A 16,477-nucleotide genomic window follows, 5' to 3' on the forward strand; every position below is an offset into this window, starting at 1 on the left:
CGGAGCACCACCCATGACGATCGGCGCCGTCCTTTTCGATTGTGACGGCGTCCTCGTCGACAGCGAGGTCGTCGGCCTCGAAGACAGCGCTGAATTTTTAAGGCAGAGGGGCTTCGACTGGGGCCCCTCTGAGCTTATTAGGCGCTTCACCGGCAAGCGTGACGACCGGTTCCGGGCAGAGCTGATCGAAGCCTACGGCGACGTCCTTGGCCGTCCTGCGACGGAAGCAGAGGCCGACGAGCTCTTCGAAGGAATGCTCGAGGCGCGCAGGCTCAATAAGCACAAGATGCAGATCGTCGAGGGCGCTATCGAAACGATGGCGGTGACCCAGCGGCTCGGCCTGCCGATGGCGGTGGCGTCGTCCTCGCGGCAGGAGCATCTCGACAGCAAGATCGACCGCTTCCGATTCGCAGCCTTCGTGCGTCCTCACGTCTATTCGGCGGACCGAGTCGCCCACGGGAAGCCTGCGCCCGACATTTTTTTACACAGCGCGGAACAGCTCGGCATTGCCCCGCAAAACTGTCTTGTCCTGGAAGACAGTCCCTACGGCGTTATGGCCGGGGTGGCTGCAGGTATGGAGGTTTGGGGCTTTCTGGGCGGAGGTCACTGTTTTGATGGGCATAGTGAGCGATTATCGGCTGCAGGCGCCGTTAAAGTATTCGATGATCATTTCGCAGTGCAGCAAGAACTTATCGCCGTGATGGAAGAACACATCTAGAAAAACCCGCTTTACGCGAGTTCCGCGGCAGTCTATTACATGTGTAGGCAGCGCTTCCCCCACCCACCATCGCTGCCTGTTATCCAAGGCGGAATGCGATCGGCCTTTGGACACCAGCGGCAGCGCCGATCCCCCACGGCGCTGCCGCTTTTTTGTTTAACTGTTCTCTTGTAACGCTTTTGCTACACTCGAGGTGTGGCGAGGCCTTTGAAGGCAGCGCTGCGCGCGATGCGGATCAGGGTCTGCTTCCTGCGGGCACCGGCAAGCGTGATCTTCTCTGACGGCCTGACGATGGCCCCGCCGAAGCCATCGGCGATGATCAGGGCTTCGTCCTCAGGGAGAAGCTCAACGGGGAAGTCTTCGGGAACGGCGAAGTAAAAGAGGTCGCAATACTCGCGATACTCGGGCCATTTCTTGTCGACCTCGAAATCCGCGCGGCAGGACTTCACCTCGACCATCAGGATCTCGCCCTTCTTGGAGACCGCAGCGATATCCGCGCGGCGGCCATTAGGGAGGGAGAGTTCGAAGATCGGCGCGTAGCCCATGTCGACGAGCAGGCGCGCGGTGCCGCGGGTCACGGCCTCGGTGACTTCGGGCCGCGTTTCCAGCGCTGGTTTGGCGAGGGGTTCGTCCTCGGTGCTCAGCCCTGGAACTCCGGGATCTTCACTTTCATGCCTTCGAGCTTCTTGGAGACAGAGATCTGGCAGGAGAGGCGGGAGTTGTCCTGACGCTCCGACGCGAAGTCCAGCATCGACTCTTCCATAGGCGAGGCTTCGCCGGTGGCCTCCTTGAAGCCCTCGTCCACATAGACGTGGCAGGTGGCGCAGGCGCAGGCCCCGCCGCAGTCGGCGTCGATACCGGGCACGCCATTCTTCACGGCGACCTCCATGAGGGTCAGCCCTTCCTGGGCCTCGATCTCATGTTCCTTGCCGTCATGTTCGATGAAGGTAACCTTGACCACGCTCACTCGCCTTTCGTCGTTTGCCTGCACCTAGGCGTCTCTGGCAGGAGAGTGAACCCTTGCCAGAGATGAAGGAGCGCCCCCGTTGCCGCAGATAACCGTGCCGAACGAAGAGGCGATGAAGGCGCTTGGCCGCGACCTTGCGCCGATCCTGCGCGAGGGGGACTGCGTGAAGCTGGTGGGGGACTTGGGCGCAGGCAAGACGACGCTGGCGCGGGCGATCATCAGGGCGCGGGCCGGGGCGGAGATCGATGTGCCGAGCCCGTCCTTTTCGATCGTCGAGACTTACCAATTCGACACGCCTGTGCATCACGTTGACTTCTACCGTCTGGAGGACGCTTCGGAGGTGAGGGAGCTCGGCATCGAAGATATGGCAGACTACGGAATTATGCTGGTCGAGTGGCCGGAGATCGCTGAAGGCTTCCTGCCGAAGGCGTGCCTGACGCTGCGGATCAGCCACCGCGAGGGCGATGCGCGGATCATCGAGCTTGAAGGCGATGCTTCGTGGGAAGCGCGGCTGGCCGGCTTCCTCGGAGGGCATAAGGGATGAGCGCTGAGGTGAGTACGGCGATGGACGAACGCGCGGCGGAGCGCTCAGCGTTTCTAGAGCGCACCGACTGGGCATCGGCCCGGATCGTGCCCCTCGGCTCTGACGCCTCGATCCGGCAGTATTTCCGGCTGGAGGATGGGCCTGAGCCTGCGCTCCTCATGGATGCGCCCGCTGCGGCCATGGAGCCGCCATGCCCTCCGGATGCGGATGAACGGCGGAGGAGGAAGCTCGGTTACGGCGCGATGGTGCGCGGCTCGGCGAACTCGCTCCTTGCGTATAAGGCGACGGCTGAGGTCCTGGCCGAGCGTGGGCTTCTCGTCCCGCGGATGCTGGCCGATGATCTGGAGCATGGGTTTGCCATCGTTTCAGACCTTGGCGCTGAGCTTGTTTCCGATGCCTCCACCAAGCCTGAGCGTGAGGCAGAGCTTTACCGGCGGGCGGCCGATGCTCTCGACAAGCTCCGCGAGAAGGAAGCCAAGCCCGGAGACGTTCACGGATGGCCTGTGCAGGCCTATGACTATCTTGCCTATGGCGCAGAAGTCGCGTTGCTGGATGAGTGGTTTCTTCCGTATGCGTACGGAAAGAAATTGGCCGATGAGGAGCGGACGAGGCTTGCGGATGCTTGGGGCGCCGTCTTCGCCAAGCTTTCCCCGGCACGGCACTATGTCCATCGCGATTTCCATGCGGACAATCTGGTGGTGACGGAGGAGCGTATCGGTGTTCTTGATTTTCAGGACCTGATGGTGGGCCAGGCTGCCTATGACTGGGTGTCGCTGATCGAGGATGCGCGCCGTGACGTGACGCCCGGGCTTCGCGAAGAGCTTTACGCGCGGGCAGTCAGCGGCGCGGATGATCCCCATGCGTTCGAGACGGACTACGCGATCCTCGGTGCCCAGAGGAATGCCAAGATCCTTGGCCTCTTCATGCGGCTCGTCCATCGTGACGGGAAACCCCGCTATGAGAGCCTGATCCCGAGGGTGCGCAACTTCTTCCTGCAGGACCTCGCCCGGCCGCCCCTTGCCGAGGTGCGCGGGGTGCTGGTCGATCTTTGCCCGGAGCTTTTCCAATGAGTGTTGGCGAGAAGGCCATGGTGCTGGCCGCAGGGCTCGGCACGCGGATCAGGAGCCTTGATCCTGAGACGCCGAAGCCCCTGATCAAGGTCGCGGGCAAATCGCTGATCGACTACACGCTCGACATGCTCGGCGCGGATGGAGTCTCAGAGGCCGTGGTCAATGTCCACCACAAGGCGGACATGCTGGAGAGCCATCTTGCTGGCCGCGAGACGCCGAAGGTGACGATCTCCGATGAGCGTGGTGAGCTTCTGGAGACCGGCGGCGGTATCCTGAAGGCCCTGCCGAAGCTTGGGGGCGAGCCTTTCTTCTCCTGCAACACCGATGCGATCCTCCTCGGCGGTGATCCTGCGCCGAGCACGCTGCGCAAGGGTTGGAGCGAGGAGACGGATGTGCTGTTGCTGCTGGTTCCCCTCGCGCGCACAAGCGGTTACGAGGGGAAGGGCGATTTCAGCCTGAACGACCGTGGGCAGATCATCGACGCTTGCGACGGCGAGGCGATGGTCTTCACGGGGCTCCAGCTCCTCCGTCCGAGCCTCTTTGCGGGGCACGAGGTCGAGCGGGTCTCGACCCGGGCGTTCTGGCAGAAGGCGCGCGATGCGGGGCGGATGCATGGGGTCGTCTTCGGTGGCGACTGGATGCATGTGGGCGATCCCGAGGGTCACAGAATTGCGGAGGCCAGGCTCGCCTAGCTCCGTAAGCGGAGAATAGGCTGGCATGGCAGAGTTTGAACCGGATCGCGAAGGCCCGAGCCTCTACGCTGTCCTGCCTGGGCGGCCTTTCTTCGATGAGATCGTCAAGGCACTCCTGCGCGATTTCGGCGATGATCTCGGTGTCCTGCCCAGCATACGGATCTTTGTCCCGAGCCGCCGTTCTGCCCGTGCGCTGAAGGAAGCCTTTGTCCGGCATGCGCCCAAGGGTGTGATCCTGCTCCCGCGGATCACGGCGACGGCTGACCTCTCAGAAGATGACTTCCCGACGGGCGATCTCGTCCCGGGAGCGCTTTTGAGCGAAGCGCCTGCCGCGGCGGTCAAGCGGCTGAAGCTCGCCGGGATCTATGACAAGGCGAAGCTTGATGCGGGCGATCCTGTCAGCTGGCACGGCGCGCTGATGGCGGCAGGGCAGCTTTCGCAGACCTCGGACATGCTCGCCGACCATGGGATCACTGCCGATGACCTCGAGGCACTCGCCGAGGCGCCTGAGCTTGGTGAGGGGGCGAAGCACTGGCAGAGTATCCTCTCTGTGCTGACGGTGGTGACGAAGGACTATCCCAGATGGCTGGCCGGTGAGGGGATGGTTGATGGCCGGGTTCGCCGGGCGCAGCTTCTGGCGCGGCTTGGCGAGGCGCTGGCGCGGGACAGGAGCCGTCTCATCCTGGCGGCAGGGTTCCTTGGCACATCGCCGCCGACGGAGGCGTTCCTGAAGACCGTCGCCGGTCTTGATAATGGCGCAGTGGTCCTGCCAGCGCTTGACCAGGCGATGACGGACGAGGCGTGGGAGACGATCGAGGCGCCACATCCTCAGTCTGCGTACAAGGCGCTTCTGGAGAAGACGTTCGACGGCCTGCCCCGATCGGCCGTGCGGCTCTTGGGGCTTGCTGAGAGTGAGGGTGCTGCACGGCGAGAGCTCCTGTCGATGGCGCTGATGCCTGCGCGCTCGACCCACCACTGGGCGGAGGCGTTCTCATCATTCCGTGAACGGCAGGATGCTGGCCAGGCACTTGAAGGCTTGAAGGTTGCTGTCGCGCGGACGTCGGACGAGGAGGCGGACTTCATCGCCCTGAAGCTTCGCTCGGTGCTCGAGGAGGAGGGGAAGTCCGCCTACCTCGTAACCGCCGACCGGCTGCTTGGCCGGAGGGTCGCAGCGAAGCTCGAGGGCTGGGGCATTGAGATCGACGATTCAGGTGGCGCGCCCCTCCGCGGCTCCTTCAGGGCGACGTTCCTGAGGCTGATTGCCCGGGTAATGGCCGAGCCGTCCGATGCTGTGGCTCTCGCGGGGCTGATCCATCACCAGCTCTTCGGGCTTGGAATGAAAGCGTCCGACCGGCGTCCGCTGGTCGCGGCTTTTGACAGGTTCCTCCGTGGGCGGAGGCCTCGTGAGGGGTGGGATGGGCTCGCGGAATCACTGACGGACGAATGGCGCGCTTTCCCGGGCAAGGCGAACCGCGAAGACGATGCCGTCAAGCGGTGCGAAGAGCTATTGGTGAAGCTGCGCGAGGTCTTCCTTGCGACGCGGCGCCCCGACGAGGCCCCTGTTGCCCAGAGGCTGGAGGTGCATCTCGCTATTGCCGAGGCGCTGGCGGCGACGGATAGCGAGGAAGGGCGTGAGCGGCTCTATAGGTTTGAGGATGGCGAGGTCCTGCGTCCGCACCTTGAGCAGCTTCTGGCGCACCCTGACCTTCTGGGTCAGAGCAGTGCTGAGGACTATCCCGATATCTTCGATACGCTTTTGGATGGGCCTAGCTTCCGGCCGCCGGGTGGGCAGCATCCGAGGCTGTCCGTCTACGGCGTTCTTGAAGCGAGGCTGCAGACGGCTGACCTTGTGATTGTTGGTGGCCTTCAGGAGGGTGTGTGGCCGGGGGACGCTGCGGTTGATCCGTTCCTGTCGCGGAGCATGCGCGCAGGGCTCGGTCTGCCATCGCCCGATGCTGAGATCGGCCGGGTGGCCCATGACTTCCTTGACTTCGCGGCGCAGCCAGAGGTGCTGCTGACGCGGGCTGAGCGACGGGGGCGGTCGCCGCAACGCGCATCGCGCCTGATGCTCCGTCTGGAGAGCTTCCTGAAGGAGCTCGACAAGGACGGGACCTATGACGAGACCGCGCAGCTGAGAGCTTGGGCGGCTGGGCGGTTTGCCCATGAGGGCCGCGCGACACCCGCAAAGCCGCCTCGACCGAACCCGCCGGTGGACAAGCGGCCAGACAGGCTCTCGGTGAGCAATATCGGCACGTGGTTGCGCGATCCTTACGCGATCTATGGCGACAAGGTGCTCGGCCTACGGAAGTTTCGCAGCTATGATGAGCCCTTCGGATCGCGTGAGCGCGGCGATGTCCTGCACAAGCTGTTCGAGGTCTTCATTCAGGGGCACCTCGAGGATCCGGTGGACGAGATTGAGGAGGAGTTGGAGCGCCGCCTCGACTTCGTTCTCGACGCCTTCGACGTGCCGGAGGAGCAAAGGCTGCTGAACAGCAAGTTCCTGACGACCGGGCTCAAGGTCTTTGCCGCGCAGGAACGAAAGCTCCGCGAGCGGGGCCATGCTGCGGCGATCGAAGAGCGCGGGGAGATGGCGCTGAAAGCGGGCGGTCGGGATATCACGCTGCGCGCTGTTGCAGACCGGATTGATCTTTTCACGGATGGTGGCGGGCACATCATCGACTATAAGCTGGGTGGACAGGCGAGCCTTGCGGAAGCTGAGCATTTCTCTCCGCAGCTTTTCCTTTGTGCGATGATGCTGCGGGAGGGCTGCTTTGATCCTCCGGGTGCGGTGGAGCCTGAGCAGATCTCGTTCCTGCGGATGAAGTTTGCTTCGGGCGAGAAGATCGATGAGCTGTTTCCTGCCAAAGTTTCAGCGAAGAAGGGGCAGCGCATATCCAGCGGAGAGCTGCTGGCCGATCAGCTAGCGACGTTCGAGCGGAACTTCTACGAGTGGCTTGAGGTTCAGTATAAGGATGGAACGCCCTTCCTGTCGCAAGTGAGGCCGTTCAAGTCCGGCAGTGCAGGAGACTATGACGAGTTGGCCAGGCGGTCCGAATGGGCGGAGGCGCAGGGCGATGACGACTGATCTCGAAAAGACCAACGACATCCAGAAGCGTGTCGGCGATCCTGCGCGCTCGGCATGGGTCTCGGCCAACGCTGGGACAGGCAAGACCTATATCCTTGTACGGAGGGTGATCAGAGAACTGCTCGCAGGCGCTGAACCTGCATCGATCGTCTGCATCACGTTCACCAAGGCCGGCGCGGCAGAGATGTCGGGGCGGCTTCTCGAGATGCTGAGCGACTGGACGCTGGTCCCCGACGACAAGCTTTCCAAGGAGCTGGCCGACATCACCGGGACAGTGCCGTCTGCGGATGAATTGAAGGATGCGCGGCAGCTCTTTGCCAAGGCGTTGGAGAGCCCTGGTGGCCTGAAGATCCAGACGATCCACAGCTTCTGCGCCTCGATCCTGTCGCGCTTCCCCGTGGAGGCCGGACTGCCTCTCGGGTTCAAGGCGCTCGAAGATGACGAAGCGGCGGCGATCCTGCGTGAGGCGGTCAGGGACGTGGCGACGTGGCTGAAGACCGATGATGGGCTTGGCGCACAGCTCGACCTTGTGACCGCAAAATTGCAGGCCGCTGAAGAGGATGGGCTAGGGTTCCAGCCGTCGATCGAGGATGCACTGACGCTCTACGCGCAAAAGACGCGCAGCCTACGGACTTTGCCAGCGGAGATGGGCGACGCGCTGAGGTCGGTCGTGGGGGCTGAGTTTCAGACTGAAGAGGAGGTGGCGCAGGGTTTTCACAGCGACCTCCGCCATCAGTATGGTGCGTTCCTATCGTCAATGATCGGAACCCTCGACGCGAGCAAGGCGAAAGAGGGTGCGTTGGTTGAAGGCGCAAAAGCTGCTCTTGAGTCCGCGCCGACGCTGGACCTCATCGAGAATTCCTTTGTTCTGACCGCTGACCAGAAGCCTCGGAAAGTCGCGAACCTTGCTGGGTGCAAGCTGATCGAGAACTTTGCTGAGCAGTGGGAGGGGCTTTCTGATCTCGTGCTTGAGAACCTCGCGCAGCTCCGCGCCGTGCGGCTGTTCGATCTCAATTATGCCTTTAGCCTGCTCGCGAGGGCATCGATCCAGCACTATAATCAGCTCAAAGAGGAACGTCTCGGTCTCGACTATGATGACCTGATTGAGAAGACTCTCGATCTGTTGGGGCGGGTAGAGAACGCCTGGGTTCAGTACAAGCTCGATGCTGCGATCGACCACGTGCTACTCGACGAGGCGCAGGATACTTCGGCCTCGCAGTGGGAGCTCGTTAAGAAGCTGTCTGAGGAGCTGACCGCAACCTCGGAAGATGCAGCGGGTACGCACCGGTATCGCTCTCTCTTTGTCGTGGGCGATCCCAAGCAGTCGATCTATGCCTTCAACGGGGCGGAGGCGCGGCTCTTCAATCAGACCCATGAAGAGTATGAGACGCGGATGGGCGGAAGGCTGGCCGACGGTCGGCTGTTTCTGTCGTTCCGGACGGCGCAGCCCGTGCTTGATGCGGTGGATGCGATCTTCCACACGGACGGCTTTCGTGAGGCAGGCGGTCCTTACACGGAGCACAAGAGCGCCAAGCCTGAACGGCCAGGCTCGGTCGCACTGTGGCCTCACCTGCCCGAGGAAGAGAAGGCCGATGTCGATGTCTGGGCGCCTGTGGATGCGCCGAGCGAGGGGAGCATCGACCGGCGTCTGGCAAGAGCGATCGCGGCGGATATCAAGGCGCGGATGGAGCGGGGAGACAGGCTTGCCTGCAAGGACGGCCGCGTTCTTCAGCCTAAGGACGTCATGATCCTGTTCCAGCGGCGTGGGCCCCGGTTCGAAGAAATGCTCAAGGCGCTGGTCGATGCTGGCATTCCCAGCGCGGGGACCGACCGGATCGCGATTGCGCGGGACACGGCGGTCAGGGACCTGATTGCGCTCCTGCGCCTCGCAGCCAACCGCGATGACAGCCTCAGCCTTGCGGTGCTCCTGAAGTCGCCTTTCTTTGGTTGGAGTGAGGACAGGCTCTACGATCTTTGTCAGGATGCGGATGGCGGCCTCCTCTGGCGGGCTCTGCGCGATGACCCGGCGCAGGATGCGCAGGAGGCGTTTTCGGAGCTGAGCCGCGTTCTCGACACAGGCGCGCGGCACGGGCCCTACCGGATGCTGGCGGCGATGCTTGATGGAGGCGGGGAGCTGACGGGGCGGCAGCGGCTGGGTGCGCGGCTCGGTGATAGCTACGCGGAGGCGGTGGAGACCTTTCTCGATGAAGCGCTCTCTTTCGAAGACCGTGAGCCGCGGAGCCTCCACGGCTTCCTGCGGTATGCGGAGAACTTCTCCCGCGACATCAAGCGGGAGACGGCTGGCGAGGAAGTCACTGGGGTGCGGGTGATGACCGTGCACGGAGCGAAGGGGTTGGAAGCCCCGCTGGTCTATGTGGCGGATGCGGACTACCTCAAGAAGCCCCACGACGTCCGAAAGCGTGCGATGTTTGTCTATCCTGAGCCCGAGGGGCATGATGCGCCGCTTCCGGTTCTTGTCACGGGTTCGGTGAAGACCGACCCGCCTGCGCTCACGCCTGCCTCTGAGGATGCGGAGCAGCTGCGCCTCGAGGAGTATCAGCGGCTGTTCTACGTGGCGGCTACCCGGGCAGAGGAGCACCTCGTGATTGCGGGGGGTAAGGCGCCGAAGGATAGCGGCGAGCCGCCGCCTACCTGGCACGCTATGGCGATGTCGGGAATGGACCGTCTTGGTGCGGATGGTTCGGTGGTATCGGAAGAGGTCGAAGGTCTCGGGACCGTTCAGCTCTATGCCAAGGGCGGCACGATGCCTGAGGCTGAGGCGTCTTCGGATCAGGGTGCGGAGCGTATTGCTTCTCCCCAATGGCTTTCCGAGCCTGTGCGGCCGGAGGATCCGGGGCGGGTGATCTACCCGTCGCTGATCGGTGCTTTGGAAGAAGATGAGCGGGGCGAGGCGGAGGAGGCATCGCCATCGTCATCCAATGCGAGACTGCGCGGCGTCCTCTTGCACCGGTTGCTGGAAGTCCTGCCGGAAGTTCCGCCTGCGGAGCGTAAGACCCACGCTTCGGCGCTGGTCCAGCGTCAGGGGCAGGGCCTTGAGCGGGCAGAGCTGCCTGGGATCGTCGATGCTGCGCTCGGTGTCCTCGCGGATGACAGCTTCGCACCTCTCTTCGGGGAAGGGAGCATGGCAGAGGTCTCGATCCAGGGACAGGTGGATGGCGTGACGTTCAGTGGGCAGATTGACCGCCTCCTGATGACGGACAGCGAGATTGTTGCCGTGGAGTACAAGTCTTCGCGCTGGATACCCGCGACGGCGGACGCCGTGCCCTCAGCTCATCGCAAGCAGATGGAAGCCTATCTTGCGCTTCTGACGCAGATGGAACCCTCCCGTCCGGTGCGCGGGATACTCCTTTACACGGCCGGGCCGAGGGTGATCGAGGTCGGTTGAGTTTTTCACGTGCCGCGGCGAGAAACCTTCACCTCTTGCGCTGCGAAATGAGGGGTCTACTTCTGCCCCTCGAAAGGATGACATCATGACGACCAAAACTGTCACCGACAAGAGTTTTGCCGACGACGTGCTTGGCGCCGAAGGCCCCGTGCTCGTTGATTTCTGGGCGACCTGGTGCGGCCCGTGCAAGCAGATCGCTCCGGCGCTTGAAGAGATTGCTGGCGAAAAGGCGGGTTCGCTCACCGTCGCCAAAGTCGATATCGACACCAACCCTGACACGCCGGGCCAGTATGGCGTGCGCGGTGTCCCGACCCTTATGCTGTTCAAGGATGGCGAGCTTGTGGCGACGAAGGTTGGCGCTGCGCCCAAGACTCAGCTCGATGCCTGGATCAAGGAAAGCGTCGGCGTCTGACGCCTGACGGCCTTATGGTTTGAAGGAAGGCGCCCTCGCGGCGCCTTTTTTCATGCGCTCTTGGCGACCTTGTCGTCCTCGCTTCCGGCAGCGTCGGGCTCGTCTGACGCGTCGTCCGAAGCGTCGGTGGCCGCAGGTTCCTCTGCCTCGGGCTCAACCTCGGCTTCATCAGTGACTTCGGCATCAGCTTCGGTCTCTTCAGGCAGCGCGGTCTCCGATTCGTCAGTGACCGGGGTGTCCGGCACGACGGGCGCGGGCGGCGGGGCGAGAAGGGCGCGGACCTCGTCGCTGGCGATCTCTGGGGTCTCAACCTCGAGAGGAGGCGGTGCGAGGCGCTCGAATTCGGAGAATTCGCGGATCAGGCGTCGCCAGCCTTCGGTCGTATAGTGGAAGGTGCCATCGATGCCGGGGATGACTTCGGCGGGCGCGGCGGCAGCCTTGTCGCGCCACGGCTTTGCGGCCTCGGTGCCGTAACGGGCCTCGGTGATCTCGGCCATGAGGTCGAGGACGCGCCGGGAGGGACGGCCGGTCAGGAGCGGCTCGAGCGTTTCCTGCGCAGCGGCGGCGTCACCGCCTTCGAGCTGGAGCTTTGCCAGCAGGAGACGGCTTTCAGGATGCTCGGGATTGCGCTCGGTCAGCTTGATCAGGCGGCCCTGCACGCGCTCGTCCCGCTCATGGGAGAAGATGCGGCGCATGACGGCGGCGAGGCCCGGATGGGGCTCGGCTTCCCATGCATCACCCAAGAGGCGGGCAGCTTTGGCCCGGTGGCCGGCGTCGAGCTCGATCTCGGCCGCGAGGGCGGCGGCGGGGGTGAGTTTGGGTGATTTCTTCAGCGCTGCCTGGGCGTCCTTGCTGGCTTCGCCGCGTTCGCCTGCGTCGTCGGTGGCATAGGCCTGGGCGGCGAGGAGGGCGCCCTCCATGCGGCGGTATTCGAGGCCGTCGGCGATGTTGTTCTGGCGTCCGAGAGTGAGGGCTTCGAGGGCATCACCCCACGCGCCGCGCTCGAGGTTGAGGCGCAGCACGCTTTCGAATGCCCATGCGGTGCCGGGACGAAGGCGGAAGGCCCGCTCGGCATAGGCGCGGGCTTCTTCGTGGTCGCCGGACTGGATGGCCTGCATGTAGAGGCCGCGAAGTCCGAGGAACTCAGTCTCGGGCGCTTCGAGCATGGCAGTGTAGCTGAGCTGCGCGGTGTCCGTGTCGCCTGCGAGCTGGGCCGCTTGCGCAGTCAGAAGGCGGGTCAGCGCAGGCTCTGCGAGGGTCTTGGCGGCGGTGTTGGCATAGCGCTGGGCGTCTGCGGCGTCGCCTGCGGCAACAGCTTCGAGGCCGCGGGTGAGGGCGACCATGCCACGGGCGCGCTTCCTGTCCTCAGCGCGGCGCTTGAACTTCCCGGGCAGGCTGACGAGCCATGAGAACACCGTACCGCCAAAGAAAAAGAGGATCAGCGCGCCGATCGCGAGCCCGATCAGAAGGTTGGTCGAGACATCAACACGCGTGCCCTCAAGCTCGAGGACCGTGAAGCCGGAAAGCCCGGTGAGGCCCGTAATCACCCAAGCGGCGATGATCACGAAGACGATGTAGAGGAAGATCTTCAGCATCGGCGGGCCTCAATCGGGTTGCGCTTCAGAAGAGACGTCTAGCGGTTCGTCTCTCCGGTCACGAGTTTTTCGAGATCCGCGATGCCGCGGGCTGCCGCGGCCTTGGCCTCGGCAGCAGCGAGCCATCCGGCGAAGGCTTCACGGGCTTCGCCTTCGAGGCTGGAGATCTCCTCGGTTGCAGCGCCGACACTGCCTTCTTCAAGGCGGGCTTCGGCACGGGCGATAATGGCGCCAGGCGTGTCGCCCTCGACATCGCCCACGGGGCGGACCGTGAAGAGGCCGGAGAGGTTAGCGCCGAGCTTGCCCAGGACGCCGTCCGCGCCTTCCCGCTTGGCCCCGGCGAGGGCCTGACGCGATGCATCGTCGAACGTTGCGCGCAGGGTTTCATCCGTCGGGATGCCCTGATCAGCGAAGACGCGGAGGTTGGAAAGCTCGGTTTCGCCGCCTGCGATCGATTCCACATTGTTGAGCTGGTTGCGGAACGGGCGACCTGCTTCGATGGCTTCGGAGAGGTTGGTCAGCGCAACCATCAGTGCACCGCGCTGGGCCACGGCCACGTCGCGGGTCTGGATCTGGTTGATCCGGCTGTCAAGCTGGGACAGGCGTTCCTGTGCCTGCTCCTGCTGTTCGGAAAGGCTCTCCTGCAGCTGGACGATGCGTTGGTTCGTCTGCTGAACTTCAGCGCGGGTCTCGTTGACGGCCTGGCTCGTTTCCTGAACCTGCTGGCCGATCTGGTTGAGGCCCTCTTCGGTCTCCTGCACCTGCTGACGGGTTTCGGAGACAGCGCGGGAGGTCTCGGCCAGTGCTTCGTTGGTTTCCGCGAGGCGGCTGTCGATGACTTCGTTCGTCTCGGCGAGGACCTGTGAGCGGACGCCTTCGACTTCTTGGGAGACGTCTTGGGTGATCTCGCGGCGGAGGTTCGCGATCCGCTCCTCAGGGATCACGGCGACGGGCTGGGGCGCGGCTTCTTCGTCCGTAGGCTGTGCTTCTTCTGCAGCAGGGGCCTCCTCGCCTTGGGCTGCGCGAACTTCGGCGTTGCGGCGCTCGGCGAGGCGGGTGAGACCAGCGATGCGCCGCGTGGCGGCGTTCTCGCCTTCGGCCATCTCTTCTTCCTGCGCGGCGGCTTCGGCTTCAGCCTCGGCAACGGCCTGGCGTTCGGCTTCTTCTTCGGCTGCGCGCGCAGCTTCGACTTCGGCCTGGCGCTGGACCTCGGCCTCGCGGGCGGCGCGGCGTTCGGCTTCGACACGCTCCATCTCGGCGAGGCGCTCGGCTTCCTCAGCGGCTTCCCGTTCGGCGCGAGCTTCTTCGGCGGCCTGACGTTCGGCTTCGGCCTGCTCGATCGCTTCGCGGCGGGCGACGCGCTGGGCTTCTGCGGCTTCAGCGGCGCGCTCTTCGGAGCGGTTGTCCGCGGCGGCGGTCAGGGCCGCGACGAGGGCTTCGGCCTCGGCGGTGTCAGGTTCTTCAGCGGCCTCTTCTTCGGTGGGCTGAGCGTCATCCGCTGGGGCAGCTTCCGCGACCTGCACGGTCTCTTCTTCCGAAGGCTCTTCTTGCGGCTCCTCAGACGCGGCGCTGTTCAACGCGGCGACGAGGGCAAGGGCCTCTTCGGATGGCTCTGCGGGTGCTTCGGGCTCTTGCGTCTCAGCTTCCGCCTGTGCGGTTTCCTCGGGTGCTTCCTCGGCGGGAGCTTCAGCTTCCTCAGCAGCGGCAGCAGCCTCGGCCATCACGGCTTCGCTGGCGCTTCCGCGCTCTTCATCCGTAGGCGCAGCTTCTGCGACTTCGGTCGGAGCGGCGCTGTCAGGGGCAGTGGTGGCCGCAGGAGAGGTCGCTGCGAAATTTTCGTTGGTCGGCGCGGCAGGTTCGCCCGAGCCAGAGAGCTGGTTCGAGGGGAACTGGATCGTCTGGCGATCACCGCTGTCGGTGATCACGACGCCGTCTTCGAGGACGACACGGTCATTGTCACGCTCGGAGAAGATGAAGATCGCGCCGACGGCAAGAGCTGCAACACCGCCGAGGGCGATGAAAGGGAGGACCGAGCCTCCTCCGCCGCCGCCATTCTCGGATGGTTCTTCCGTATGCGTGCCTTCGGGTTCGTAGACCGTGTCGTCAGGACCCTCGGCAGAAGCGGAGAGCTCTTCGGTCTCGCCTTCGTCGTCGGAAACGATCTCGGCTTCGACAGCGTCGTCTTCTGTCTGCGCGTCGTCCGAAGAGGCCTCGATCTCTGCGTCTTCCGCTGCGTCGTTGTCGTCGTTCTTCTTGTTGTCGTCAGCCATACCAAACCCCTCGTGGCACACGAGATTCCCAGTGAGCGAGCCGGGCCCGCCTTTTCGGAACTTATGTGCAGCGCGATGAAACGAAGTCAACGAACAGCGCGGGGTCCGGGTCAGTTGCAGTGAACACGTTTTCGAAGGTGCCTGAGGCCTCTGCGGTCTGGGCGATCCTGGGGCTGAGACAGAGCGCCGCAAGCGGGGGAAGATTTCGGTTCCGGACCAGCCGGGCAAAGTTTTCGGCTGCCAGAGCTGACAGGAATGTCACGAAGTGAGGGCTGTTGCTTGCGAGGAAGTCGGCGAGGGCAGCGGGTGCTTCCTGAGGTGCGCGGGCTGCGTAGACGAACTGGCGGCGGTAGCGGACGCCGCGGGCTTCGAGGGGCTCGCGGGGGTCGGTGGCGAGGCGCTCGCCTGAAAGGTGGAGGAGGCGGGTGCCGTCGGGAATGAGGGCGAGAAACGTTTCATCGACGGTGCTCTGTCCCTCGCCTGCGACGGTGAGCCCTGCCTTGCGGGCGGCTTCCGCGCTGGCTGGGCCGACGGCGTAGACGGGGAGCTCAGGCAGGGGGTCTGCGTGGGTGATGGCGCGGGGGGAGGTGATGAGGAGGGCGCTGGCGTCGCCTTGATCGACCTCGCCGCCTGTGGCCTCGATCGTGCTCATCGGTGCAGAGAAGATGCGGCCTGCTTTGGCTTCCGTCAGCCTGCTGACGAGATCGCTCGCGCCCGGTTCGGGGCGGGTGACGAGGATCGCGGCATCAGCCACCGGCAATGACCGCTTTCAGCTCGGCACTGGCCATAGAGAGGAGCTGCTCTGCAGCTCGGCCGCCTTTAGCGAGGGCGTCGAGGATGAGGTCGTCGGGCGTTGTCCCTTCGGCCTCGAAGGTTTCGTCGAAGGCTTCGAACATCTGGCCGTCAGGGTGCAGAATTTCTGCCCGGAAACGGACTTTGGTACCTGTTGCTTCGGCAAGGCCTGCCATCGGCGTCCGGCAGGAGCCGTCGAGCCTTGCGACGAAGGCGCGCTCGACCGCGCTGGCGAGCTCGGTCGCGGGATCGGAGATCTTGCGGCAGAGCTCCAGGGTCTCCTCGTCATCGCCACGGGCCTGGATGCAGAGGGCGCCTTGGCCGAGGGCGGGCAGCATGACGTCAGGATCAATCGGCAGGCGGCGGACATCGTCGCGACCGAGGCGCCTGAGGCCCGCTTCGGCAAGGAAAGTGCCTGCGGCGACGCCTGCTTCGAGCTTTTCGAGGCGGGTCTGAACGTTGCCGCGGAAAGGGACGACGTCGAGGTCGGGACGCCTACGGAGGATCTGGGCTGCCCGGCGGATCGAGCTGGTGCCGAGCTTTGCGCCTTGGGGAAGGGTTTCGATGCCTGCGCCGTCGAGGGTGACAAAGGCATCGCGGGGGTCTTCGCGCTTAGGGACAGCGGCCTGAACGAGGCCCTTGGGCATCTCGGCGGGCATGTCCTTCATCGAGTGGACCGCGACCTGCGCTTCCCCGGTGAGGAGCGCCATCTCGATCTCTTTGACGAAGAGGCCCTTGCCGCCGACCTCGGCGAGGGAGCTTTGCAGGTTCTTGTCGCCGATGGTGACGAACGTCTTGAGCGGGAAACTGTCCGCCCACGCCGTCTCGGGCAGCCCAGCGGCGCGGCCAAGCATGGCGCGCACGGCTTCGGCCTGGGCAACGGCGAGGGGCGAGCGCCGGGAGGCTATGATGATGGGTTTCTGCAT

At 64.3% G+C, this 16,477-nt stretch carries 13 protein-coding genes; 7 read left to right on the plus strand and 6 right to left on the minus strand.

Translation table 11 applies throughout. The features are described from left to right. Positions 1 to 13 precede the first annotated feature (13 nt). Positions 14 to 718 (plus strand): HAD family hydrolase, encoded by a 705-nt coding sequence (locus tag HK107_RS07115; protein WP_173198039.1) that lies wholly within the window; start codon positions 14 to 16, stop codon positions 716 to 718. 182 nt (positions 719 to 900) lie between these two features. On the opposite strand, the gene HK107_RS07120 is transcribed toward HK107_RS07115, so the two are convergent. Further along, the gene (locus HK107_RS07120) at positions 901 to 1,362 is read right to left on the minus strand and encodes an MmcB family DNA repair protein (RefSeq protein WP_408636661.1); all 462 of its coding nucleotides are present in this window, start codon (positions 1,360 to 1,362) and stop codon (positions 901 to 903) included. Beyond that, entirely contained in the window at positions 1,359 to 1,679 is a 321-nt protein-coding gene (locus HK107_RS07125) for a 2Fe-2S iron-sulfur cluster-binding protein (protein WP_173198041.1), read from the minus strand. Before HK107_RS07125 ends, HK107_RS07120 begins: the two co-directional genes overlap by 4 nt. An 85-nt stretch (positions 1,680 to 1,764) precedes the next feature. Here HK107_RS07125 and tsaE point away from each other — a divergent pair, with 85 nt between their 5' ends. From tsaE to trxA, 6 genes are all read left to right on the plus strand, one after another. Then, complete coding sequence (tsaE, locus tag HK107_RS07130; RefSeq protein WP_173198043.1) at positions 1,765 to 2,229, plus strand: tRNA (adenosine(37)-N6)-threonylcarbamoyltransferase complex ATPase subunit type 1 TsaE; 465 nt, start codon at positions 1,765 to 1,767, stop codon at positions 2,227 to 2,229. After that, the gene (locus HK107_RS07135; protein ID WP_173198045.1) at positions 2,226 to 3,299 is read left to right on the plus strand and encodes an aminoglycoside phosphotransferase family protein; all 1,074 of its coding nucleotides are present in this window, start codon (positions 2,226 to 2,228) and stop codon (positions 3,297 to 3,299) included. Before tsaE ends, HK107_RS07135 begins: the two co-directional genes overlap by 4 nt. Continuing rightward, positions 3,296 to 3,991, plus strand: coding sequence for a nucleotidyltransferase family protein (locus tag HK107_RS07140; protein ID WP_173198048.1), 696 nt, complete (start codon positions 3,296 to 3,298; stop codon positions 3,989 to 3,991). The genes HK107_RS07135 and HK107_RS07140 overlap by 4 nt, the downstream gene beginning before the upstream one ends. Before the next feature lie 25 nt (positions 3,992 to 4,016). After that, on the plus strand, positions 4,017 to 7,076 hold the full coding sequence (gene addB, locus HK107_RS07145; protein WP_173198049.1) for a double-strand break repair protein AddB: 3,060 nt from the start codon (positions 4,017 to 4,019) through the stop codon (positions 7,074 to 7,076). Continuing rightward, the gene (addA, locus tag HK107_RS07150) at positions 7,066 to 10,482 is read left to right on the plus strand and encodes a double-strand break repair helicase AddA (RefSeq protein ID WP_173198050.1); all 3,417 of its coding nucleotides are present in this window, start codon (positions 7,066 to 7,068) and stop codon (positions 10,480 to 10,482) included. Before addB ends, addA begins: the two co-directional genes overlap by 11 nt. Before the next feature lie 85 nt (positions 10,483 to 10,567). Next, positions 10,568 to 10,894, plus strand: coding sequence for a thioredoxin (gene trxA, locus HK107_RS07155; RefSeq protein WP_173198051.1), 327 nt, complete (start codon positions 10,568 to 10,570; stop codon positions 10,892 to 10,894). Between the two features lie 50 nt (positions 10,895 to 10,944). Here the strand turns inward: trxA and HK107_RS07160 are convergent, their stop codons facing one another. The 4 genes from HK107_RS07160 to hemC all read right to left on the minus strand — a co-directional run bounded on the left by HK107_RS07160 (position 10,945) and on the right by hemC (position 16,477). Then, positions 10,945 to 12,489 carry a heme biosynthesis protein HemY gene (locus tag HK107_RS07160; RefSeq protein ID WP_173198052.1) on the minus strand — a complete coding sequence of 515 codons (1,545 nt, stop codon included), beginning with the start codon at positions 12,487 to 12,489 and terminating at the stop codon, positions 10,945 to 10,947. 38 nt (positions 12,490 to 12,527) lie between these two features. Beyond that, complete coding sequence (locus HK107_RS07165; protein ID WP_173198053.1) at positions 12,528 to 14,759, minus strand: COG4223 family protein; 2,232 nt, start codon at positions 14,757 to 14,759, stop codon at positions 12,528 to 12,530. A 61-nt stretch (positions 14,760 to 14,820) separates the two neighbouring features. Beyond that, complete coding sequence (locus HK107_RS07170; RefSeq protein ID WP_173198054.1) at positions 14,821 to 15,513, minus strand: uroporphyrinogen-III synthase; 693 nt, start codon at positions 15,511 to 15,513, stop codon at positions 14,821 to 14,823. After that, the gene (hemC, locus tag HK107_RS07175; protein WP_173198055.1) at positions 15,506 to 16,477 is read right to left on the minus strand and encodes a hydroxymethylbilane synthase; all 972 of its coding nucleotides are present in this window, start codon (positions 16,475 to 16,477) and stop codon (positions 15,506 to 15,508) included. The genes HK107_RS07170 and hemC overlap by 8 nt, the downstream gene beginning before the upstream one ends.

It is taken from the genome of Parvularcula mediterranea (assembly GCF_013085255.1).
Lineage (GTDB): Bacteria > Pseudomonadota > Alphaproteobacteria > Caulobacterales > Parvularculaceae > Parvularcula > Parvularcula mediterranea.